Source organism: Demequina capsici (assembly GCF_032102965.1).
GTDB lineage: Bacteria > Actinomycetota > Actinomycetes > Actinomycetales > Demequinaceae > Demequina > Demequina capsici.
Window position 1 is genome coordinate 1,529,860 of sequence record NZ_CP134880.1, and the last position, 22,746, is coordinate 1,552,605.

19 protein-coding genes are annotated in these 22,746 nt (G+C 68.7%); 6 read left to right on the forward strand and 13 right to left on the reverse strand.

What is annotated here, in order from left to right; translation table 11 throughout:
* Positions 1 to 45 precede the first annotated feature (45 nt).
* From tkt to pgl, 5 genes are read left to right on the forward strand one after another with little or no spacing between them, the layout of a single operon-like run.
* Positions 46 to 2,109 (forward strand): transketolase, encoded by a 2,064-nt coding sequence (gene tkt, locus RN607_RS07375; protein ID WP_313501605.1) that lies wholly within the window; start codon positions 46 to 48, stop codon positions 2,107 to 2,109.
* A complete protein-coding gene (locus RN607_RS07380) occupies positions 2,106 to 3,731 on the forward strand; it encodes a glucose-6-phosphate isomerase (protein WP_376784254.1) in 1,626 nt (541 codons plus the stop codon). The genes tkt and RN607_RS07380 overlap by 4 nt, the downstream gene beginning before the upstream one ends.
* Positions 3,728 to 5,251, forward strand: a complete 1,524-nt coding sequence (zwf, locus tag RN607_RS07385; RefSeq protein ID WP_313545386.1) for a glucose-6-phosphate dehydrogenase — start codon at positions 3,728 to 3,730, stop codon at positions 5,249 to 5,251. Before RN607_RS07380 ends, zwf begins: the two co-directional genes overlap by 4 nt.
* Positions 5,248 to 6,156: a glucose-6-phosphate dehydrogenase assembly protein OpcA gene (locus RN607_RS07390; RefSeq protein WP_313545388.1), complete on the forward strand. Its 909-nt coding sequence runs from the start codon at positions 5,248 to 5,250 to the stop codon at positions 6,154 to 6,156. Before zwf ends, RN607_RS07390 begins: the two co-directional genes overlap by 4 nt.
* A gap of 17 nt (positions 6,157 to 6,173) precedes the next feature.
* The gene (gene pgl / locus RN607_RS07395; RefSeq protein WP_313545390.1) at positions 6,174 to 6,869 is read left to right on the forward strand and encodes a 6-phosphogluconolactonase; all 696 of its coding nucleotides are present in this window, start codon (positions 6,174 to 6,176) and stop codon (positions 6,867 to 6,869) included.
* 82 nt (positions 6,870 to 6,951) lie between these two features.
* On the opposite strand, the gene RN607_RS07400 is transcribed toward pgl, so the two are convergent.
* From RN607_RS07400 to uvrA, 10 genes are all read right to left on the reverse strand, one after another.
* On the reverse strand, positions 6,952 to 7,329 hold the full coding sequence (locus tag RN607_RS07400; protein ID WP_313501615.1) for an RNA polymerase-binding protein RbpA: 378 nt from the start codon (positions 7,327 to 7,329) through the stop codon (positions 6,952 to 6,954).
* A gap of 29 nt (positions 7,330 to 7,358) precedes the next feature.
* Positions 7,359 to 7,604, reverse strand: a complete 246-nt coding sequence (gene secG, locus RN607_RS07405; RefSeq protein ID WP_313501618.1) for a preprotein translocase subunit SecG — start codon at positions 7,602 to 7,604, stop codon at positions 7,359 to 7,361.
* An 83-nt stretch (positions 7,605 to 7,687) separates the two neighbouring features.
* Positions 7,688 to 8,479, reverse strand: coding sequence for a triose-phosphate isomerase (gene tpiA, locus RN607_RS07410; protein ID WP_313501620.1), 792 nt, complete (start codon positions 8,477 to 8,479; stop codon positions 7,688 to 7,690).
* Positions 8,480 to 8,482: 3 nt separating this feature from the next.
* Positions 8,483 to 9,673, reverse strand: coding sequence for a phosphoglycerate kinase (locus RN607_RS07415; RefSeq protein ID WP_313501622.1), 1,191 nt, complete (start codon positions 9,671 to 9,673; stop codon positions 8,483 to 8,485).
* A gap of 105 nt (positions 9,674 to 9,778) precedes the next feature.
* A complete protein-coding gene (gene gap / locus RN607_RS07420) occupies positions 9,779 to 10,783 on the reverse strand; it encodes a type I glyceraldehyde-3-phosphate dehydrogenase (protein ID WP_313501624.1) in 1,005 nt (334 codons plus the stop codon).
* Positions 10,784 to 10,955: 172 nt separating this feature from the next.
* On the reverse strand, positions 10,956 to 11,939 hold the full coding sequence (gene whiA, locus RN607_RS07425; protein ID WP_313501626.1) for a DNA-binding protein WhiA: 984 nt from the start codon (positions 11,937 to 11,939) through the stop codon (positions 10,956 to 10,958).
* Positions 11,940 to 11,959: 20 nt separating this feature from the next.
* A complete protein-coding gene (locus tag RN607_RS07430) occupies positions 11,960 to 12,928 on the reverse strand; it encodes a gluconeogenesis factor YvcK family protein (protein ID WP_313541524.1) in 969 nt (322 codons plus the stop codon).
* Positions 12,912 to 13,829, reverse strand: coding sequence for an RNase adapter RapZ (gene rapZ, locus RN607_RS07435; RefSeq protein ID WP_313501630.1), 918 nt, complete (start codon positions 13,827 to 13,829; stop codon positions 12,912 to 12,914). Before rapZ ends, RN607_RS07430 begins: the two co-directional genes overlap by 17 nt.
* Positions 13,826 to 15,709, reverse strand: a complete 1,884-nt coding sequence (gene uvrC, locus RN607_RS07440; RefSeq protein ID WP_313541527.1) for an excinuclease ABC subunit UvrC — start codon at positions 15,707 to 15,709, stop codon at positions 13,826 to 13,828. The genes rapZ and uvrC overlap by 4 nt, the downstream gene beginning before the upstream one ends.
* 9 nt (positions 15,710 to 15,718) lie before the next feature.
* On the reverse strand, positions 15,719 to 18,559 hold the full coding sequence (uvrA, locus tag RN607_RS07445; RefSeq protein ID WP_313541529.1) for an excinuclease ABC subunit UvrA: 2,841 nt from the start codon (positions 18,557 to 18,559) through the stop codon (positions 15,719 to 15,721).
* A 110-nt stretch (positions 18,560 to 18,669) separates the two neighbouring features.
* On the opposite strand from uvrA, the gene RN607_RS07450 reads away from it, so the two are divergent.
* Complete coding sequence (locus RN607_RS07450) at positions 18,670 to 18,951, forward strand: YciI family protein (RefSeq protein ID WP_313501636.1); 282 nt, start codon at positions 18,670 to 18,672, stop codon at positions 18,949 to 18,951.
* A gap of 12 nt (positions 18,952 to 18,963) precedes the next feature.
* Here the strand turns inward: RN607_RS07450 and RN607_RS07455 are convergent, their stop codons facing one another.
* From RN607_RS07455 to coaE, 3 genes are read right to left on the reverse strand one after another with little or no spacing between them, the layout of a single operon-like run.
* Entirely contained in the window at positions 18,964 to 20,016 is a 1,053-nt protein-coding gene (locus RN607_RS07455) for a TerC/Alx family metal homeostasis membrane protein (RefSeq protein ID WP_376784133.1), read from the reverse strand.
* 26 nt (positions 20,017 to 20,042) lie between these two features.
* Positions 20,043 to 22,100 (reverse strand): excinuclease ABC subunit UvrB, encoded by a 2,058-nt coding sequence (uvrB, locus tag RN607_RS07460; RefSeq protein ID WP_313541531.1) that lies wholly within the window; start codon positions 22,098 to 22,100, stop codon positions 20,043 to 20,045.
* A 33-nt stretch (positions 22,101 to 22,133) separates the two neighbouring features.
* Complete coding sequence (coaE, locus tag RN607_RS07465) at positions 22,134 to 22,733, reverse strand: dephospho-CoA kinase (RefSeq protein ID WP_313541533.1); 600 nt, start codon at positions 22,731 to 22,733, stop codon at positions 22,134 to 22,136.
* Positions 22,734 to 22,746: the final 13 nt, after the last annotated feature.

Below are 22,746 nucleotides of genomic sequence, written 5' to 3' on the forward strand. Positions count from 1 at the left end.
TAGGCTGTGGGTCGTCATAGTCGATATCTCTTCGCTGGAGTTTCTGTGAGCCTCAACTGGACCGCCGCTGATCACCGCGCCGTCGACACCCTCCGGGTGCTCGCGGCCGACGCCGTCGAGAAGGTGGGTAACGGCCACCCCGGGACGGCGATCTCGCTCGCGCCCGCGGCGTACCTCCTCTTCCAGAACGTCATGCGGCACGACCCCGCCGACTCGAAGTGGCTGGGGCGCGACCGCTTCGTGCTCTCCGCCGGCCACTCGTCGCTCACCCTCTACCTGCAGCTGTTCGCCTCCGGGTACGACCTCTCGCTGGACGACCTCAAGCAGCTGCGCACCGAGGGCTCCAAGACCCCTGGTCACCCTGAGTACGGGCACACCGACGGCGTGGAGATCACGACTGGCCCGCTCGGCTCCGGCATCGCGTCCTCCGTCGGCATGGCCATGGCGGCGCGTCGAGAGCGTGGGCTGCTCGACCCCGCCGCCGCGCCCGGCACCTCGCCGTTCGACCACTTCGTGTACGTGATCGCCGGGGACGGCGACCTGCAGGAGGGTGTCTCCCACGAGGGCAGCGCGCTCGCGGGCACCCAGGAGCTCGGCAACCTCATCGTGATCTGGGATGACAACAGGATCTCGATCGAGCATGAGACTGACATCTCGTTCACCGAGGACGTCCTCAAGCGATACGAGGCGTACGGCTGGCACACGCAGCACGTGAACTGGATCACGGCCGACGGCTACAAGGAGGATCCGGCAGCGCTGCTCGCCGCGATCGAGGCGGCTCAGGCCGAGACCGGGAAGCCCTCGATCATCCGGCTCAGCACCATCATCGGGTGGCCCTCGCCCACCAAGCAGAACAGCGGCGGCGTGCACGGCTCCGCTCTCGGCGCGACCGAGGTCGCGGGTCTCAAGGAGGTGCTCGGCTTCGATCCCGAGCAGTCGTTCGTCGTCGAGCCCGACGTCCTGGCGCGGATGCGCGAGGTCAAGGAAAGGGGCCAGCAGGCGCACTCCGACTGGAACGCCGCCTTCTCGCGGTGGGAGGCCGAGCAGCCTGAGCGCGCCGCGCTCCTTGCCCGCATCCAGAAGCGCGAGCTGCCCGAGGGCTGGGAGGCCGCGCTTCCGCAGTTCGAGGTCGGCTCGTCCGTCGCCACGCGCTCCGCGTCGGGCAAGGTGCTCACCGCGCTCGCGCCGGTGCTGCCCGAGCTCTGGGGCGGCTCCGCCGATCTCGCGGGCTCGAACAACACCACGATGGACGGCGAGCCGTCGTTCCTGCCCCCGCGTCGGTCCACCCACTCGTGGCCGAACGGCGACTGGTACGGACGCACCCTGCACTTCGGCATCCGAGAGTTCGGCATGGGCACGATCCTCAACGGGATCACGCTCCACGGCCTCACACGCGCGTACGGCGGCACGTTCCTCGTGTTCTCCGACTACATGCGCGCGTCGGTGCGCCTGGCCGCGCTGATGCGGATCCCCACGACCTTCGTGTGGACCCACGACTCCGTGGGCCTCGGCGAGGACGGCCCCACGCACCAGCCGATCGAGCACGTGGCCACGCTGCGCGCGATCCCCGGCCTCGACGTGATCCGTCCCGCCGACGCCAACGAGACCGCATACGCCTGGAAGACGATCCTCGAGACCACGGACCGCCCGTCCGCGATCGTCCTCACGCGCCAGAACGTCCCCACCCTCGCGGGTACCAGCGCCGACGGCGTCGACAAGGGTGCGTACGTCCTCGCCGGCGCCGACGAGGACGCCGACGTGGTGATCATCGCGACCGGCTCCGAGGTCTCCGTCGCCGTCGAGGCGCGCGACCTGCTCGCCGCCGACGGCATCAAGGCGCGCGTGGTGTCGATGCCGTCGCGGGAGCGCTTCGAGCGTCAGGACGCCGCGTACCGGGAGTCCGTGCTCCCGGCCGCCCTCAAGGCGCGTGTCTCCGTCGAGGCGGGCTCCTCGCTCGGCTGGCGCGAGATCGTCGGCGACGCCGGTCGCATCGTCAGCGTCGACCACTTCGGCGAGTCCGCCTCCGGCTCGCTCCTCCTCAAGAAGTACGGCTTCACCGCCGAGAACGTCGCGGCGAAGGCACAGGAGGCGGTGGAGGCCACCAGGTGACAGCCTTCCTCAGCACCTGGGTCGGGTTCGATTCGGAGGCGCACCTCGCGGTCACCGTCGGCGGAGACGTCGCGGAGCACGTGAGCGCCCTTCTCCCGACCCAGGTCGAGGACCACGTTGCGTCGCGCCTCGGCGCCGGGGACCCCACGCTCTGGGGTCCCGCAGCTGAGGCCGACGCGGCGTCCCATCTGGGCTGGACCGCGCTCCACGAGACAGCGCGCCGACATCTCGAGCCGCTCGAGGAGCTGTTCGTCGACCTTCGAGGAGAAGGCGTCAACCGCGTGGTGCTCGTGGGCATGGGCGGAGCCACCCTCGCAGCCCAGGTCATCTGCGCGACGTACGGCGTGCCGCTCGTGACCCTCGACTCCACGTCGCCCGATCGGGTCCGCGCCGCACTCGCAGGCGACCTCCGCTCGACCGTCATGGTCGTCGCGTCCAAGTCAGGCAGCACCATCGAGACCGAGGCACTGCGGGCGGCCGTCGAGAGCGCCTTCACGGAAGCAGGGATCGATCCTCGCCGTCGCATGGTCGTCGTCACGGATGCGGGCTCTCCCCTCGAGGCCGCTGCACGCGCGAAAGGCTGCCGGGGACTGTTCCTCGAGGACCCGAGCGTGGGCGGGCGGTTCTCGGCGCTCTCCGCGTTCGGCCTGGTGCCCGCCGCGCTCGCAGGGGTGCCCGTGCTCGAGGTCCTGGACGAGGCGGCCGCCGTCGCGGAGTCCCTCGAGGAGGACGACCGAGCCAACCCCGCCCTGGTGCTCGGCGCCGCGCTCGCGGGCCGTCGAAGGTTCCTCGTGGTGTCCGACCACGGCTCCGGCATCGTCGGCCTCGGGGACTGGATCGAGCACCTCGTCGGCGGCGCGACAGGCAAGGGCGGCAAGGGAGTCGTCCCGGTGCTGGCGGCTCCTCAGGCACCCGACCTGGGCCAACCCGACGCGATCGACTGCCGCCTCGTCTCCCTGAGCGCGGACGACGATGCCGAAGGCCCCGTGCTCACCGTGTCCGGCACCCTCGGCGCGCTGCTCCTGCTGTGGGAGCACGCCGTGGCCGTCACCGCACGGCTGCTGGGCGTCGACCCGTTCGACGAGCCGGACGTCGAGTCGTCCAGGACCGCGGCACGTGACCTCCTCGAGTCCGACTCCCCCGGACCTGCTCCCGCTTTCGTCGACGACGGGATCGAGGCCTACGGCACCCTCGCCGAGCTCTCCGCCGTCACCACCGTCCATGAAGCGCTTCAGACGCTCGAGGAGTGCCTCGGCTCGGACGGTTACCTGGCGGTCCTCGCCTACCTCGACCGTGAGGCGAACCCCTCGCTCCCGGGCGCGCGCCGCGCACTCGCCCAGCGGCTGGCGCGACCTGTCACGTTCGGCTGGGGCCCCCGCTACCTGCATTCGACCGGCCAGCTCCACAAGGGCGGCCCTGCGAGCGGCGTGTTCCTGCTGCTCACGGCAGACTTCTCCGAGGACCTGGCGATCCCAGGCCTCCCGTTCACCTTCGGTCGGCTGATCCATGCCCAGGCCGCCGGCGACGCCCGCTCTCTGTCAGAGGCGGGTCGACCGGTGCTCCGCTTGAACCTCACCGACCGCACCCAGGTCGCCCGCGTGGCGGCCCTACTGGAGGGATGACCCACGTGAATCCGCTGCGAGATCCCCGGGATCGCAGACTTCCCCGCATCGCCGGCTCGTGCGGCCTCGTGATGTTCGGTGTGACAGGCGACCTGGCCCGCAAGAAGCTCATGCCCGCCGTCTACGACCTCGCCAACCGAGGCCTGCTGCCGCCCGCCTTCGCGCTCACCGGCTTCGCCCGACGCGAGTGGGGCCGGGAGGACTTCGCCCAGGTCGTCTACGACTCGGTGCGCGAGCATGCCCGCACCCCGTGGAGCGACGAGACGTGGCGCCAGCTCTCCGAGGGCATCCGCTTCGTCCAGGGGACCTTCGACGACCCTGCCGCCTTCGCCGAGCTGCGCCGCACGGTGGAGGAGCTCGACGAGCGCAGAGGCACAGGCGGCAATCACGCGTTCTACCTCTCGATCCCGCCGTCGGCCTTCCCTCAGGTGATCACGCAGCTGCGCGACTCAGGGCTGTCCGACCCCAGGGAGGGCACGTGGCGCCGCGTCGTCATCGAGAAGCCGTTCGGGCACGACCTTGAGTCAGCGGAGAAGCTGGACGCGGTCGTCTCCGAGGTGTTTCCACCCGACTCCGTGTTCCGGATCGATCACTACCTCGGGAAGGAGACGGTGCAGAACCTGCTGGCGATCCGCTTCGCGAACCAGCTGTTCGAGCCGATCTGGAACTCCCAGTACATCGACCATGTGCAGATCACCATGGCCGAGGACATCGGCATCGGCTCGCGCGCCGGCTACTTCGACGGCATCGGGACCGCGCGCGACGTGATCCAGAACCACCTGCTCCAGCTCTTCGCACTCACGGCGATGGAGGAGCCCGCAAGCTTCGAGGCGGCCGACCTTCGCACGGAGAAGGAGAAGGTGCTGCGGTCCACAAGGCTCCCCGAGGACCTCGGCCTCGGCACCGCACGCGGCCAGTACGCGGCCGGCTGGCGAGGCGGCGAGCAGGTGGGCGGATTCCTCGACGAGGACGGGATCTCCCCCGACTCGTCGACCGAGACCTATGCCGCGATCCGGCTCGACCTGCCGAACCGCCGCTGGAACGGAACGCCGTTCTACCTCCGCGCTGGCAAGCGCCTCGGTCGAAGGGTGACCGAGATCGCGCTCGTCTTCAAGAAGGCGCCGTCACCGTACTTCCAGCACATCCAGGGCACCGAGGTCGGCACGAACGCTCTCGTGATCCGCGTCCAGCCCGACGAGGGCGTCACCTTGCGCTTCGGATCCAAGGTGCCGGGGTCCACCATGGAGGTGCGCGATGTCACCATGGACTTCGCGTACGGCAACGCGTTCACCGAGTCGTCGCCCGAGGCCTACGAGCGCCTCATCCTTGACGTGCTCCTCGGTGACCCGCCGCTGTTCCCCCGCCAGGAGGAGGTCGCGCTCTCCTGGCAGATCCTCGACCCGATCACCGCGTACTGGACCACGCAGGGCCAGCCGGAGCAGTACCGCTCCGGCACCTGGGGTCCTGCCAGCGCGGATGAGATGATGGCCCGCGACGGCCGCGCTTGGAGGCGCCCGTGATCATCGAGCTCCCGCACACCACCACGTCAGCGATCGCGAAGCGGCTCGTCGAGTCCCAGCGCGAGGGCGGCGTCATCACGCTCGCGCGTGTGATGACGCTCGTGATCGATGCGAAGGACGCTGACTTCGAAGCGGCGATCGCCACGGCGAACGTAGCCTCCCGTGAGCACCCCTGCCGCATCATCGTCATCGCCCCCCAGGATGGTGCCGAGGCGCGCCTCGACGCGGAGATCCGCGTCGGCGGCGACGCCGGCGCCTCCGAGGTGATCGTCCTGAGGCCGTCGGGTCCTCAGGTGGGCCATGACGACACCCTCATCACTCCCCTGCTGCTGCCCGACGCACCGATCGTCGCCTGGTGGCCCGCCGACGTCCCCCACGAGTGCTCGATGACGGGATTGGGCAAGATGGCTCAGCGCCGCATCACCGATTCCAAGGGCGATCCCGACCCTGGGTTCGTGCTTCAGTGCCTCGCGCACGACCACCGCAAGGGCGACACCGACCTCGCATGGACCCGCCTCACCCGCTGGCGCGCACTGCTCGCCTCGGCGCTCGAGCAGGTCACGGAGCCGGTCGTGACCAAGGCACGCATCCACGGTGACATGAACAGTCCCTCGATCCTGCTGCTCGGGGCCTGGCTCAAGAATGTGCTCGGATGCGAGATCGAGGCCACGTACGATGCCTCGGTCTCGGCGTTGCAGCACATCGTGCTGGAGACCCCATCGGGCGAGATCAGCATCTCGCGTCCTGACGGACGTCACGCGACCCTGTCGCAGCCCGGTCAGCCGGACCACGTCATCGCGCTGCCGGCACGCACCCTCGACGAGTGCCTGGCGGAGGAGCTGCGGCGCCTCGACGACGATCCCGTGTACGGCGAGACGCTGGCAACCTTTGGAGGAACCCGATGAACCGCAGAGTTCTTGTGATGCCCGACCGGGACGCCGTGGCCCGGACAACCGCGGCGCGACTGCTCGTGACGATCCAGGACGTGCTCGCCGCCCAGGACGTCGTCAACGTCGTCGTCACCGGCGGCACCGTCGGGATCGGCACCTTGGCCGAGGTCGCGGCCTCTCCGTTGGCCGGCGACGTCGACTGGACGTCCGTGCATGTGTGGTGGGGAGACGAACGCTTCGTGCCCGCCGGCGACCCGGACCGGAACGAGGGACAGGCGCAATCCGCGATGCTGGCGGCGCTTCCTCTGCCGGAGGAGAACATCCACCGGATGGGAGCATCGTCGGAGCACGACACAGCCGAGGCTGCAGCGGAGGCCTACCGTGCCGCCATCACGGCTGCGGGCGATCCCGCCTGGGACGTCCTCATGCTGGGGCTCGGGCCCGATGGACACGTCGCCTCGCTCTTCCGCGGCCACCCCAGCTACACCGACGGGGGTCCCGCGGCATACGCCGTCCACAACTCCCCCAAGCCGCCCCCTACGCGAGTGACGCTGTCGCTCGACTCGATCCGCCGGGCCCGGCGCGTATGGGTCATCGCAGCCGGAGCGGAGAAGGCCGCCTCCGTGGCGTCATGCGTGCACGGTGACGAGACCTTCCCCGGCGCTGCGGCACGCGGCACCGACGAGACCCTCTGGATCATCGACGCAGCTGCGGCGACAGCAATCTGAGCGTCGGCTGACGACGAGAGAGGGGCCCCGCCGTCATGGCGGAGCCCCTCTCTCGTCGTCAGCTCATCACGAGCGCAGGCGGCTAGTCAGCCGCGACGACCTCCACGTCTCCACGCCGCTCGCGCAGGACCGCAAGCGCCTCCTCGAGGAGCGCCGCGCCCTCGGCGTCCGAACGGCGCTCCTTCACGTAGGCCAGGTGCGTCTTGTACGGTTCGTTGCGCATCGGCTCAGGCGGGTTCTCGGGGTCCAGGCCCGCGGGAAGACCGCAGCGAGGGCAGTCCCACTCGAGCGGGATCTCCGGATCCTCGAAGTCCTCGCCGAGCGCGAAGCTCGGGGAGTTCACATGACCGTTCGCACAGTAGTAGCTCACGGTCCGGCGCGGAGCGGACTCTCCACGCTCGTTCTCACCCATCGGACCCGCGCCGACGCGCGAGCCACGGATAGCGTTTCCACCAGCCATCGGTGCCGTACCCCCTCAGGATCAGTCGGTCACAGCGCGAAGCGCTGAATCAGGCCAAGGAGCACGATCACCATGAACCAGAGGATTCCGGCGCCCCACGTCATGCGCGAGAGGTTGCGCTCACCCACGGACGACGACTGGATGCCCGAGGCAAGCCCTCCGCCGAACATGTCGGTGATACCGCCGCCGCGGCCACGGTGCATGAGCACCAGGCCGATGATGACGATGCTGAAGATGACGAGCAGCACCCAAAGGATGCCTTCCAGAATCTGCACGGTACTCCCAGGTCGTCGTTTGTCGGGTCAAGTTTACGCGACGACGGCGCGGCCCGGGACAACCCAGGCCGCGCCGTCATGCATCACAGACCGACCTGGTGCTCCTTGAAGCGGGCGATCTTGGAGAACTCCTCCGGATCAAGGCTCGCGCCTCCGACCAGGCCGCCGTCCACATCGGTCTCCGCCATGAGCTGAGCGATGGACGAGGACTTGACCGAGCCACCGTAGAGCACGCGCACGCCGTCCGCGAGCTCGGCGTCGTACAGCTCGGCGATGCGACCACGGATCGCGGCGCACACCTCCTGCGCGTCCGCGGGGGTCGCCACCTCACCGGTGCCGATCGCCCAGACGGGCTCGTAGGCGATGACGACGTCCTTGGCCTTGTCCGCCGGAAGGTCCTTCAGCGCGCCGTCGACCTGGGCCAGCGTGTACTCGACGTGACGACCCTCCTTGCGGATGTCGAGTCCCTCGCCGACGCACACGATCGGCACGATGCCGTGCGCGAATGCGGCCTTGGTCTTGGCGGCGACGATCTCGTCGGTCTCGCCGTGGTACTGGCGGCGCTCCGAGTGCCCCACAGCGGCGTAGCTCACGCCGAGCTTGGCGAGCTGCGCGCCCGACACCTCACCGGTGTAGGCGCCCGACTCGTGCTGCGAGATGTCCTGAGCGCCGTACTTGATGTCGAGCTTGTCGGCATCCACGAGAGTCTGCACCGAACGCAGAGACGTGAAGGACGGCAGCACGGCGACCTCGACGGACTCGAAGTCGTGCTTGGCGTCGCGCAGCAGCCAGGCAAGCTTCTGCACCGTGTGGGTGCCCTCGAGGTGGTCGAGGTTGAGCTTCCAGTTGCCGGCGATGAGCGGGGTACGTGCCATCAGTCAGTCCTCCAGGACGGCCAGGCCCGGGAGCACCTTGCCCTCGAGCAGCTCGAGTGACGCGCCGCCACCCGTAGAGATGTGCCCGAAGCCGGCCTCGTCGAAGCCGAGGCGGCGGACCGCGGCTGCCGAGTCGCCGCCGCCGACGACGGAGAAGCCGTCGGAGTCGATCATGGCCTGCGCCACGGCCTTCGTGCCCTCGGCGAAGGCCGGGAACTCGAACACGCCCATCGGACCGTTCCACACGATCGTCTTGGCGTCGAGGATCTTCGAGGCGAAGAGCTTGCCCGACTCGGGGCCGATGTCGAGGCCCATGGTGCCGTCCGGGATCGCGTCCGCGGCGACAACCTGGTGAGCGGCGTCGGCCGCGAAGCCCTCCGCCGCGACGATGTCGGTCGGAAGGACGATCTCGACGCCGTTCTCCTCGGCGGTCTTGAGGTAGCCCTTCACGGTGTCGAGCTGGTCCTCCTCGAGGAGCGACTTGCCGACGCCGTAGCCCTTGGCGGCGAGGAACGTGAAGACCATGCCACCGCCGATGAGCAGGCGGTCGGCCTTGGTCAGCAGGTTCGCGATCACGCCGAGCTTGTCCGAGACCTTCGAGCCGCCGAGCACCACCGCGTACGGGCGGGCCGGGTCGGTGACGGCCTTGCTCAGCGACTCGACCTCCTTCTGCACGAGCAGGCCGCCGGCGGCGGGCAGGAGCTGGGCGACGTCGTAGACCGAGGCCTGCTTGCGGTGCACGACACCGAAGCCGTCGGACACGAACACATCGGCGAGCGCGGCAAGCTCGGCGGCGAGCGCCTGGCGCTCCTCGTCGACCTTGGACGTCTCGCGCGCGTCGAAGCGCACGTTCTCAAGCATGAGCACGGAGCCGGCCTCGAGCGCGGCCGCCTTCGCCTTGGCGTCGTCACCGACCAGGTCGGCGGCGAGGGTCACAGGCTTGCCGAGCAGCTCCGCGAGGCGGGCGGCGGCCGGGGCCAGCGAGTATGCGGGGTCCGGCTCGCCCTTGGGCCGACCGAGGTGCGCCATGACGATGACGGAGGCGCCAGCGCCGAGCAGCTTCTCGATCGTGGGCACCGACGCGCGCACGCGGCCGTCGTCGGTGATGGTGGTGCCGTCGAGAGGCACGTTGAGGTCGGCGCGCAGCAGGACCTTCTTGCCGCTGAGGTCGCCGAGTGAGTCGATGGTCTTCATCTCAGTCCTTGAAATCTCGTGAGTGTGAGGGTCGCGACGCGACGACGCCCGCGAACGCCGGAGCGTGCGCGGGCGTCGCCGTCAGTCACTTCAGGCGGTGAGTCGTTAGAGACGCTCGCCCACGTAGCTGGTCAGCTTGACGAGCGAGGTCGAGTAGCCCCACTCGTTGTCGTACCAGGCGACGATCTTGACCATGTTGCCGTTCACCTTGGTGAGCTTGGCGTCGAAGATCGACTGGTGCGGGTCACCCACGATGTCCGAGGAGACGATGTCGTCCTCGACGTAGGAGAGGGTCCCGGCCATCGCGCCCTCGGCGGCAGCCTTCACCGCGGCGTTGACCTCCTCGATGGTGACCTCACGCGAGGCCTCGAAGGTGAGGTCGGTGGCGGAGCCGGTGATGGTCGGCACGCGCATCGCGAAGCCGTCCAGCTTGCCCTTGAGCTCAGGGAGCACGAGGGCCACGGCCTTCGCGGCACCGGTCGAGGTGGGGACGATGTTCTGCGCGGCCGCGCGGGCGCGACGCAGGTCCTTGTGGGGGCCGTCCTGGAGGTTCTGGTCACCGGTGTACGCGTGGACCGTCGTCATGAGGCCCTTCTCGATTCCCACGGCGTCGTTCAGCGCCTTCGCGACGGGCGCGAGGCAGTTGGTGGTGCACGAGGCGTTCGAGATGACGTGGTGCGAGGCCGGGTCGTAGTCCGTGTGGTTCACGTTCACGACGAAGGTGGCGTCCTCGTTCGACGCGGGCGCGGAGATGATGACCTTCTTCGCACCGGCCTCGATGTGAGCTTTGGCCTTGGTCGCGTCGGTGAAGAAGCCGGTCGACTCGATCACGATGTCGGCGCCCAGCTCGGCCCAGGGGAGGTTGGCGGGGTCGCGCTCAGCGAGAGCCTTGATCGCCTTGCCGTCGACGTAGATGGCGTCGTCGTCGTAGGTGACCTCCTTGGGGAACTTGCCGAGCACGGTGTCGTACTTCAGCAGGTGCGCGAGGGTCTTGTTGTCGGTGAGGTCGTTGACCCCGACGATCTCGAAATCGGCGCCCTCGGCCAGAGCGGCCCGGAAGAAGTTGCGTCCGATACGGCCGAAGCCGTTGATACCGACCTTGATGGTCACAGTTTCTCTCCTCGGCTCGCGCCGAAGACCTCGGCGCGTTAGGTAGCAGATTGCCGCACGTCGTAGTGCGAGATGACACCGCGCCACGGCGGGTCACTGGCTCCACCCTACTACTAAGCCACGCCGCGTTCCGCGCGACGAAGGTCCCGACGGCTTGCAGGGATGTTGGCCCTCAATCGACCTCGATGAGGTCGGGACCGATGCCCGCCTCGGTGTCGGGGATGCCCAGCTCCTCGGCCCGTTTGTCGGCCGTCGCAAGCAGGCGCCTGATGCGTCCGGCAACGGCGTCCTTCGTCAGCGGCGGGTCCGCAAGACGGCCCAGCTCCTCAAGCGACGCGTCGCGGTGCGCCAGGCGCAGCTCCCCTGCCTCTCGCAGATGCTCGGGGACCTCGTCGCCGAGGATGTCGAACGCTCGCGCGACCCTCGCCGAGGCCGCGACGGCCGCCTGTGCGGAGCGGCGCAGGTTCGCGTCGTCGAAGTTCGCGAGCCGGTTCGCCGTCCCGCGCACCTCCCGCCGAGTGCGCTTCTCCTCCCAGTCGAGCATGGCGTCGTGCGCGCCCAGACGAGCGAGCATCTGAGCGATCGCCTCGCCATCCCTGATGACGACGCGATCGACTCCCCGCACCTCGCGGGACTTGGCGGTCACGCCCAGGCGCCGCGCGGCGCCCACGAGCGCCAGGGCGGCCTCAGGGCCCGGAGCCGTCACCTCGAGCGCTGCGGACCGTCCCGGCTCGGTCAGGGATCCGTGGGCGATGAACGCGCCCCGCCATGCGGCCACCGTGTCCTCGACGGATCCGCCGACCACGTGCGGCGGCAGACCCCGGACGGGGCGACCGCGGTGATCCAGCAGCCCGGTCTGCCGCGCCAGCGACTCTCCGTCCTTGACCACGCGCACCACGTACCGGTTGCCCTTGCGCAGAGCACCCCCGGACACGACGATGATCTCGGAGCCCAGGTTGTGCACCTCCTGGATGAACGTACGCAGCCGGCGGGCACCGATCGCTGTGTCGAGCTCGGCCTCGATGACGATCCTGCCGGACACGATGTGCAGTCCCCCCGCGAACCGCAGCATCGTCGCTATCTCCGCCTTGCGAGCCGACACCTTGTCGACCTGCACGCGCGCGAGTTCGTCCTTCACCTTCGCCGTCAGAGCCATGGGGACAATCGTGCCATGGGTCACGGAGACCGGAGTGCCCCGGGGGTCACCTTTCGCGCGGCGAGCTCGATCGCCGCTGCCAGACGGTCTGGATCGTGGCGGTCGATCGCTCCGCGCAGGCACATCTGCTCGACCACCACCGTGGTGCCCCAGCGCTCGAGCTCCTCGACGAGGCCCGGGTCCGAGGCATGCGACTCGTCCAGGACCACTGCCCCGGGCACGAAGCCGGGCGCCGCGCGCCGCAGCGCGCGCACGTCGTCGATCCGGTCCATCCCCACAGTCTCCACGTCCTCATGCGCGATGTTCAGGGTGACGATGGTGCGGGCCGCGGCGGCCACGAGCGCTTCTGCGACAGGCGCCACCAGGAAGTGCGGAAGCACGGACGTGTACCAGCTTCCCGGTCCCAGAACGACGTGATCCGCCTCCGTGATCGCCTCGAGCGTCGCCGCCGGCACACGCGGCTGCGCAGGTTCCAGACGCAGCGACACGACCCGCCCCTCGGCGGTGGCGACCGCGACCTGGCCCCGCACGGTCCGATCCTCGTCCTGCAGGCGCATCTCCGCGACGATCTCCAGCGGCTCCAGCGCCAGAGGCAGCACGCGCCCACGAGCGTGCAGCAGCCGTGCGACCCAGTCGAGCCCCTCCACGATGTCGCCCGTGTGCTGCCAGAGGCCCGCGATGAGAAGGTTGCCGACCGCGTGTCCCTGCAGGGGACCGGTCGTCTCCAATCGAGTCTGCAGGACGTCTCTCCAGGTGCGCCCCCACGGCGTGTCCTCGCACAGCGCGCTGAGCGCCATCCGCAGGTCGCCGGGTGGCACCACATCCATCTCCGACCGCAGCCTGCCGGACGATCCGCCGTCGTCGCCCACCGTGACCACGGCCGTCAGCGAGTCGGCCACCTGGCGCAGCGCCGTCAAGGACGTGTACAGCCCATGGCCGCCGCCGAGCGCGACGAAGCTCCGCGCCGACACGTCAGCGATCCTTGTCACGGTGAGTCGTCCTCACGTCATATCCGCGAGCCTTGAGCTGCGCAGAGAGCTCCTCGGCCATGGCGACCGACCGGTGGCGGCCTCCCGTGCACCCCACCGCGATCGTCACAGAGTGCTTGTCGTGCGCGCGATAGCCTGCGAGCGCGATGTCGAGCACGCGCGCATACCCGGCAAGGAACTCCTGCGCACCGTCGGACTCGAGCACGTGCTCCCGCACGGCAGGATCCAGGCCGGTGAGCGGACGCAACTCGGGGACCCAGTGCGGGTTGCGGAGGAAGCGCACATCCGCCACGTAGTCGGCGTCGACAGGCGCGCCGTTCTTGAATCCGAACGACAGCACGTTCACATGCAGCCGTGGTGCCTCGTCGGCGAACTCCTCGGTCACCACGTCACGCAGCTGATGGACGTTGAGCCGCGAGGTGTCGATCACGAGATCCGCGCGGCCGCGCGCTGCGGCGACCGCTTCGCGCTCCCTCGCGATGCCCTCGAGGATGGTGGCATCCCGCTGCAGCGGGTGGGGTCGCCGCGCCTCCTCGAACCGCCGCACCAACGTCTCGTCGGACGCGTCGAGGAACAGGAGCCTCACATCGACGCCCCTCGCCTCGAGGTCGTCGATGACCGCCTCGAGATCCGAGAAGTAGCCGCCGCCGCGCACGTCGACCACCGTGGCGAGCCTGCGCGTCGGATCGGTCGCGACCATCGCCACGAGCGAGCCGAGCATCTGCGGCGGAAGGTTGTCGACCACATACCAGCCGAGATCGCTCAGCACCGCGGCGGCCCGCGTGCGCCCGGCACCGGACATCCCGGTGACGATCAGCACCCTGCTGTCCCGCTGCATTCCGGACAGATCCGGGCGCGGAAGCCCCGAAGGATACGTCTCGGGCGCCGGGTCGTCCGTCATGCCTCCAGCATGCCATCGGTGCCGTGCAGGGCGGCGTGAATCGCCGACGCGAGCTGGTCGCCCACGCCCGGCACCATCGCGATCTGCTCGACGCTCGCCTGACGCAGCCGGGCGAGCGAACCGAAGTGCGTGACCAGCGACCTCGCCCGCGCCGGTCCCACGCCAGGGATCTCGTCGAGCGCGGACGCAGTCATCGCCTTCCCCCGCTTGCGGCGATGCGCGGTGATCGCGAAGCGGTGCGCCTCGTCCCTCACGCGCTGCAGGAGGTACAGCGGCTCTGAGCCACGCGGCAGGATCACCGGGAACTCCTCCCCCGGCACCCACACCTCCTCGAGGCGCTTCGCAAGCCCCACGAGCGCTACGTCGTCGATGCCCAGACGGGCGAGCACGCGTCTTGCGGCCTCCACCTGCGGCAGCCCGCCGTCGACCACGACGAGCTGCGGCGGGTACGCGAAGCGGGACGACTCGCGCTCGTCCGGTGGCAGCTGACGCTCCTCCAGGAGACGGGCGAACCTCCGCGACAGGACCTCATCCATCGCTGCGGTGTCATCGGCCGCGTCCCGCACGATGAACTGCCGATACTCCGCCTTGCGCGGCAAGGCGTCCTCGAAGACCACCATGGACCCCGCCATGTTGGTCCCCTGCGTGTGCGAGATGTCATAGCACTCGATCCTCAGGGGCGCCTCCGCCATGCCGAGCGCCTCCTGCAGCTCCTGCAGCGCGGCGGATCGGCTGGTCAGGTCCGAGGCCCGCTTGAGTCGATGCTGATCGAGCACCTGCTGGGCGTTCTGGCGCCCCGTGGCCGCCAGCTCCGCCTTCTTGCCACGGGCCGGCGTGCGCAGGGACACCTTCGCGCCACGCACCCCGGCGAGCCACTCCGACAGCGGCGAGGCGTCCTCGGGAAGCGCCGGGACGAGGACCTCTGGCGGGATGTCGGCGGGCTCCACGCCGCCGTATGCCTCCTGCACCAGCTGCGTCACCAGCTGCGCCGGGGTGAGCGGCTCCGGCTTGTCGACGACCCAGCCGCGCTCGCCTGCGATACGCCCGTCGCGCACGTGGAATACGTGCGCCGACGCCTCCAGGTCCTCGTCGATGAGGCTGAAGATGTCCGCGTCGGTTCCAGGCGACAGGACGATCGCGTTGCGTTCCAGGACGCTCTGCAACGCCTGCAGACGGTCGCGGGCACGGGCGGCCACCTCGAACTCCTCCCGAGCGGCAGCGTCCTCCATCTGGCGCGTGAGGTCGCGGATGAGGGGCTTCGCATCACCGCCGAGCACCTGGCAGACCCGTTCCGCGATCTCCCGGTGCTCGTCTGCGCTCACCCGCCCGACACAGGGCGCCGCGCACTTGTCGATGTAGCCGAGCAGGCATGGACGGCCCTGCCTCTCCGCCTTGCGGAACACCGCGGAGGAGCACGTGCGCATGGGGAGCACGTTCAGCAGCGTGTCGACGGTCTCGCGGATCGCCCAGGCCTTGGCGTAAGGCCCGAAGTAGCGCACGCCCTTGCGGCGCTCACCTCGCATGACCTGCATGCGCGGGAACTGCTCGTTCATGGTGACCGCGAGGAATGGATACGACTTGTCGTCACGGAACACCACGTTGAAGCGTGGGTCGTACTCCTTGATCCAGGTGTGCTCGAGGATCAGCGCCTCGACCTCGTTGCGCACGACCGTCCACTCGACGGATGCCGCGGTCGTCACCATCGCCCTGGTGCGCGGGTGAAGCCGTTCGAGCGGCTGGAAGTAGTTCTGAAGCCGGGCACGGAGGCTCTTCGCCTTGCCCACGTAGACGACGCGACCATGCGGGTCGCGGAAGCGGTAGACACCAGGCCGCGCCGGGATCGTCCCGGTCGCGGGCCGGTACTCCGCGGGGTTCGTCACGGCGCCAGCCTACGCGGGGACGCCCGAGCCGAGGATCTCCGCGAGGAACCTGCCCGTGTGGCTCGACTCGATGCCCGCGACCTGCTCGGGCGTGCCCTCGGCGACGACCATGCCGCCACCGGAGCCGCCTTCCGGTCCCATGTCGATCACCCAGTCCGCCGACTTGATCACATCCAGGTTGTGCTCGATGACGACGACGGTGTTGCCCTTGTCCACCAGCCCCTGCAGGACCGCGAGGAGCTTGCGCACGTCCTCGAAGTGAAGTCCCGTCGTCGGCTCGTCGAGCACGTAGACGGTGCGACCGGTCGAGCGTCGTTGCAGCTCAGAGGCGAGCTTCACCCGCTGCGCCTCGCCGCCTGAGAGCGTGGGCGCGGGCTGGCCGAGCCTCACGTAGCCGAGCCCGACGTCCACCAGGGTCCGCAGGTGGCGCGAGATGGCGGGGATCGCCTCGAAGAAGTCCGCGGCCTCCTCGATCGGCATGTCGAGCACATCCGCCACGGTCCTGCCCTTGAAGTGCACCTCGAGCGTCTCGCGGTTGTAGCGCGCGCCTTTGCACACCTCGCACGGCACGTACACGTCCGGCAGGAAGTTCATCTCGATCTTCAGAGTGCCGTCGCCCGCGCAGGACTCGCATCGGCCGCCCTTGACGTTGAAGGAGAATCGGCCCGGGCCGTAGCCGCGGACCTTGGCCTCCGTCGTGTCGGCGAAGAGCTTGCGCACCTTGTCCCACACACCCGTGTACGTCGCCGGGTTCGACCGTGGGGTACGCCCGATGGGCCCCTGGTCCACGTGCACGATCTTGTCCAGGTGCTCGGTTCCCGTGATGCGCGTATGCCTGCCGGCCACCTGACGCGCGTGATTCAACGTGTTGGCGAGGCTCGTGTACAGGATCGAGTTCACGAGCGTCGATTTGCCCGAGCCCGATACGCCCGTGACGGCGGTCAGCACTCCGAGGGGGAAGGAGACATCGATGCCGCGCAGGTTGTTCTCGCGCGCGCCGACGACCGTCACCGCACGACCTTCCCTCAGGCTCCGCCGCTCGGACGGCGCCTCGATCGAGCGCCTGCCGGACACGTAAGCGCCCGTGATCGACCGTTCGTTCGTGAGAAGTCCCTCGTATGTACCGGAGTACACGACCTCTCCCCCGTGCTCGCCCGCACCCGGGCCCACGTCGACCACCCAGTCCGCGGTGCGAATCGTGTCCTCGTCGTGCTCCACGACGATGAGCGTGTTGCCCAGGTCGCGCAGGCGCGTGAGAGTGTCGATCAGCCGGCGGTTGTCGCGCTGGTGCAGTCCGATGCTCGGCTCATCGAGCACGTAGAGGACGCCGACGAGGCCCGATCCGATCTGCGTGGCGAGCCTGATGCGCTGAGCCTCGCCTCCCGACAACGTGCCCGCGGCGCGGGACATCGTCAGGTAGTCGAGCCCCACGTCGAGCAGGAACCCGAGGCGCGCATCGATCTCCTTCAGCACCTGGACCGCGATCGCTCGGCCGCGGTCGTCGAGCTCCGCGGTCGTGATGAACTGCTTCGCGTCCGCGATCGACATGTCGCACACCTCGGCGATCGACATCCCGCCGATCGTGACCGCGAGGACCTCGGGCTTGAGGCGCGCACCCCTGCAGACCGGGCAGGGCACCTCGCGCATGTACGCCTCGTACTTCTCGCGCGAGAACTCCGACTCCGTCTGCTCATGCAGGCGCTCGAGCCACGTGATCACGCCCTCGAAGCCGGTGGTGTACTGGCGTTCACGACCGAACCGGTTCTTGAATCGGACGTGGACCTGGTAGTCCTTGCCCTTCAGGATCGCGTCGCGCGCGTCCTTCGGCAGCTCCTGCCACGGCTGGTCGAGCGAGAATCCCAGCTCATCTGCGAGCGCTGCAACGGTGCGGCCGAAGTACTCGGAGGACGTCTGCGCCCACGGTGCCACCGCACCCTCGTTGAGGCTCGCCGTCGGGTCGGGAACCACGAGTTCGGGATCGACCTCGAGGCGGACTCCGATGCCCGTGCACTCCGGGCAGGCGCCGTAGGGCGCGTTGAACGAGAAGGTGCGAGGCTCCATCTCCTCGAGGGCGAGCACGTGGTCGTTCGGGCACGCGCGCTTCTCGCTGTACCGCCGAGCCGGCAGCTCACCATCCACAGGGTCGATGACGACGAGCCCATCGGCGATCCGCAACGCCGTCTCGACGGAGTCCGCGAGCCGCTGCCGTACGCCGTCCCGTGCCACGAGGCGGTCCACGACCACCTCGATGTCGTGCTTGAGCTTCTTCTCAAGCTGGGGCGGCTCGGTCAGCTGCACCGTCTCGCCGTCGACTCGCGCACGCGCGAAGCCCTGCTGCTGCAGCTCCTCGAAGAGATCCTGATACTCGCCCTTGCGTCCGCGCACGACGGGCGCGAGCACCTGATAGCGGGTGCCTTCCGGCAGCGCGAGCACGGAGTCCACGATCTGCTGCGGCGTCTGAGACCTGATCTCCTCACCGCAGATCGGGCAATGAGGAGTACCGACGCGCGCGTAGAGCAGACGCAGGTAGTCGTACACCTCGGTGATGGTCCCCACTGTCGAACGCGGGTTGCGGTTCGTCGACTTCTGATCGATCGACACCGCCGGCGAGAGTCCCTCGATGAAGTCGACGTCGGGCTTGTCCATCTGCCCGAGGAACTGACGCGCATACGCGCTGAGCGACTCCACGTACCGCCGCTGCCCCTCCGCGAAGATCGTGTCGAAGGCCAGGGACGACTTGCCCGATCCCGACAGCCCTGAGAAGACGATCAGCGCGTCCCGGGGAAGGTCCAGATCGACGCCTTTGAGGTTGTGCTCGCGCGCTCCGCGCACCAGGATCCGGTCATTCACACGGCAATGCTACGCGCCCCGGCATCGAACACTTGTTCGATGCGCCGGAGTGTCGCGCCGCCGGGAGCGTCGGCACCTGCTCGACCGACCTTCACGGCACAATGGCGGGCATGACGATGTGGGCGATCCAGTACGGGTACGACAGCAGCCAGGCTGAGCAGATGGCCGCGGTGCGGCCCAGCCATCGCGCGTATCTGGCCGCGTTGATGGACGCGGGCTCCATGCTCGCGTTCGGCCGCTTCGACGACGAGCTCGAGCCGGGGGCGATCCTCCTTGCGGAGGCTGACTCGCGTGACGCGGTAGACGCCTTGCTCGCTGAGGACCCGTACCAGGTGCACGGACTTGTCGCCAGCTGCTCGGTGCGCCCGTGGGCGGGAGCGGTCAGGGGCTGACGGTCCCGACCGTCACTCCTTCGTGCCTGCGTCCTCGTCGCTGCCGTCACGCACCTCGACCGACGGGTCTGCAAGCGGGTCATGCAGGTGTGCGCCTGTGCGCTTGGACATGATCATCGATGCTGCGGCGGCCACGCCGAGCACGATGACGATCACGCCGAGCGACAGCCAGGTCGACGGCACCGGGACCTCCTCCATGGGCATGCCACCGTTGATGAACGGCAGCGAGTTGCCATGCAAGGCCTCGAGGATCATCTTGACGCCGATGAACCCGAGCACCACTGCCAACCCGTACGACAGGTAGATCAGCCTTGTGAGCAGCCCCTCGACGACGAAGAAGAGCTGCCTCAGCCCCAGCAGCGCGAAGGCGTTCGCGGTGAAGACGATGTACGGGTCCTGGGTGAGGCCGAAGATCGCCGGGATGGAGTCGAGGGCGAACATCACGTCGGTGGAACCGAGCGCGATGATGACGAGCAGGAGCGGTGTCATCATGCGGACGCCGTGCTCGCGCACGAGCACCTTCGTGCCCCGGTACCCATCGGTCACAGGCATGGCGCGCCGCACCAGCCGGATGAACGCGTTCTCCTTGTACTCGACCTCACCCTCCTCCGCACCGCCGCCCCTGCCGATCACGACCGCGGTGTAGATGAGGAATGCGCCGAACAGGAAGAAGACCCAGTGGAAGGCGGCCAGCGCGGCCGCGCCGGCGGCGATGAACGCTCCGCGGAAGACGAGCGCGAGTGCGATCCCGATGAGGAGCACCCGCTCACGCAGTCGTGGAGGCACTGCGAACCGCGTCAGGATCACGAGGAACACGAAGAGGTTGTCGACGGACAGCGACTCCTCGGTCACGTAGCCCGCGAGGAACTGCGCGCCCTTGTCGGGAGTCGACCACCACCAGAAGCTCGCGCCGAAGATCAGGGCCAATGCGATGTAGAACAGCGACCACCGCACTGACTCCTTGAAGGTGGGCACGTGCGGGCGACCGACCACCACCATGAGGTCGAAGACGAACATGCCGACGATGCCGGCGAGCGTGATGGTCCAGACGAGGGGCGACTCCACCCGATCATCCTAGGGGCGGGCGTTGCTCATCCTGCGGCGAGCATGCCTCTGAGCTCTTTCTTCAGCTCGCCGATCTCGTCACGCAGCCTGGCGGCGAGCTCGAACTGGAGCTCGGATGCGGCCGCGCGCATCTGCTCCGACAGGTCCTCGATGAGCTGCGCGAGATCCTCTGCCGGGCGCTCGCGATGCCGAGGGTCGACCGTCGCGGGGGTGGGCGCCTTCGCCCGTGCTTCCTGGAGGGTCTGCGCGGTGTCCGCCTCCTCGCGGGCGAGCATCTCCGTGATATCGCCGATCCGCTTGCGAAGCGGGGTCGGATCGATCCCCTTTTCCGTGTTGTAGGCGACCTGGATCTCCCGGCGACGGTTCGTCTCATCGATCGCGGTCGCCATCGAGTCGGTGATCGTGTCCGCATACATGTGGACCTCGCCCGACACGTTGCGCGCCGCTCGACCGATCGTCTGGATGAGCGACGTGCCGGACCTCAGGAAGCCTTCCTTGTCAGCGTCGAGGATGGACACGAGCGACACCTCGGGCAGGTCGAGGCCCTCGCGCAGCAGGTTGATGCCCACGAGCACGTCGAACCGTCCACGTCGCAGCTCGCGCAGCAGCTCGACTCGGCGCAGCGTGTCCACGTCCGAGTGAAGGTACTCGACCCGCACCTCACGATCCGAGAGGTACTCGGTCAGATCCTCCGCCATCTTCTTCGTGAGCGTCGTCACGAGCACACGCTCGTCGCGCTCGACCCGTGCACGGATCTCCTCCAGCAGGTCGTCGATCTGCCCCTCGGTGGGCTTCACGACAATCTTCGGGTCCACGAGCCCGGTGGGACGGATGATCTGCTCGACAGCACCGTCCGCACGCTCCAGCTCGTACCGTCCAGGGGTCGCAGACAGATATACGGTCTGACCTACGCGCTCCTGGAACTCGTTCCACTTCAGCGGCCGGTTGTCCAGCGCCGACGGCAGGCGGAAGCCGTGATCGACCAGTGTCCGCTTCCTCGACGCGTCGCCCTCGTACATGGCTCCGATCTGCGGCACCGTCACATGCGACTCGTCGATCACGAGCAGGAAGTCGTCGGGGAAGTAGTCGAGCAGAGTGTGGGGCGGCGTACCGGCCTCCCTCTGCTCGATATGACGCGAATAGTTCTCGATTCCCGAGCAGGTGCCGACCGACCGCATCATCTCGAGATCGAAGGTGGTCCTCATCTTGAGACGCTGGGCCTCGAGCAGCTTGTTCTGACGCTCGAGCTCCTGCAGGCGCTCGTCCAGCTCGATCTCGATGGTGCTGATCGCGGTCCGCATCCGCTCCTCGCTCGCCACGTAGTGGGAGGCAGGGAAGAGGTGGACCTGCTCACGGCGCTCGACCACCTCCCCGGTGAGGGGATGCAGCGTGTAGAGCGCCTCGACCTCGTCCCCGAACATCTCGATACGGATGGCGAGCTCCTCGTAGACGGGGATGATCTCCACCGTGTCCCCGCGCACACGGAACGTGCCGCGCGTGAACGCGAGATCGTTGCGCGAGTACTGCATCTGCACGAACTCGCGCAGGAGCGAGTCGCGGTCGACCACGTCGCCGACTGCGAGCGTCACCATCCCTTGGATGTACTCCTCGGGCGTGCCGAGGCCGTAGATGCATGACACCGACGAGACCACGACGACGTCACGCCTGGTGAGCAGCGAATTGGTCGCGGAGTATCTCAACCGCTCGACCTCCTCGTTGATCGAGGAGTCCTTCTCGATGAAGGTGTCGGTCTGCGGGACGTACGCCTCGGGCTGGTAGTAGTCGTAGTAACTCACGAAGTACTCGACCGCGTTCTGCGGAAGCAGGTCGCGGAACTCGTTCGCCAGCTGGGCCGCGAGGGTCTTGTTGTGCGCCATCACCAGCGTGGGCCTCTGGAGCCGTTCGACGAGCCAAGCGGTGGTGGCCGACTTGCCGGTGCCTGTGGCACCGAGCAGGACCACGTCCTGCTCGCCCGCCTCGATGCGTCGCGCGAGCTCATCGATGGCCTTGGGCTGGTCACCGGACGGCTGATACTCCGAGATGACCTTGAAGGGATGGTCAGCTCTGCGAAGGTCGGGACTCATGCCCCTACGGTACGCCGACGGGCTGACACGACCTCAGCCCGAATGCGGCACCCGGTCCCGCCACAGCGCGTCGACCTGCGCGATCAGGTGCTCGGGCGTCCCTGACCCGTCGAGCACCACATCCGCGATCGAGGCACGCTCGGTGTCGGACGCCTGCGCATCGATGCGGGCCACGGCCTCGTCGTGGGTCATCCCGCGGCCGTCCATGAGGCGCTTGAGGCGCACTCCACGATCGGCCTGCACGCTGACCACCAGGCCGAATCCGCCGCTGCCACCAGCCTCGTACAGGAGCGGGATGTCGTGGACCACCACGTGGACGCCGTCACGTCGCGCCATCCGGTCCTCAGCCTGACCCATCGCGAACACGGTCGGATGGACGATGCCGTTCAGCCGCTCCCTGGCAGCGTCGTCGTGGAAGACGATGTCGGCGAGCGCCTTCCGATCGAGCTGCCCATCCACGATCACACGGTCGCCGAACTCCCTGACGATGTCGACCAGCGCGGCCGATCCCGGCTCCACCGCGCGACGCGCAAGCCGGTCGTGGTCGACGACACGCGCGCCGAGCTCGGCGAACCGGGCGGCGGCCGTCGACTTCCCCGCGGCGATCCCGCCCGTCAATCCGATACGAAGCACGCCGGGAGTCAAT

Bases quoted from the DNA above. Each gene is read 5' to 3' on its own strand.
- RN607_RS07450 (WP_313501636.1), top strand. From the start codon at position 18,670: ATGACGATGTGGGCGATCCAGTACGGGTACGACAGCAGCCAGGCTGAG.
- uvrB (WP_313541531.1), bottom strand. From the start codon at position 22,100: ATGAGTCCCGACCTTCGCAGAGCTGACCATCCCTTCAAGGTCATCTCG.
- rapZ (WP_313501630.1), bottom strand. From the start codon at position 13,829: ATGACGGACGACCCGGCGCCCGAGACGTATCCTTCGGGGCTTCCGCGC.
- zwf (WP_313545386.1), top strand. From the start codon at position 3,728: ATGACCCACGTGAATCCGCTGCGAGATCCCCGGGATCGCAGACTTCCC.
- whiA (WP_313501626.1), bottom strand. From the start codon at position 11,939: ATGGCTCTGACGGCGAAGGTGAAGGACGAACTCGCGCGCGTGCAGGTC.
- RN607_RS07415 (WP_313501622.1), bottom strand. From the start codon at position 9,673: ATGAAGACCATCGACTCACTCGGCGACCTCAGCGGCAAGAAGGTCCTG.
- pgl (WP_313545390.1), top strand. From the start codon at position 6,174: ATGCCCGACCGGGACGCCGTGGCCCGGACAACCGCGGCGCGACTGCTC.
- tpiA (WP_313501620.1), bottom strand. From the start codon at position 8,479: ATGGCACGTACCCCGCTCATCGCCGGCAACTGGAAGCTCAACCTCGAC.
- RN607_RS07400 (WP_313501615.1), bottom strand. From the start codon at position 7,329: ATGGCTGGTGGAAACGCTATCCGTGGCTCGCGCGTCGGCGCGGGTCCG.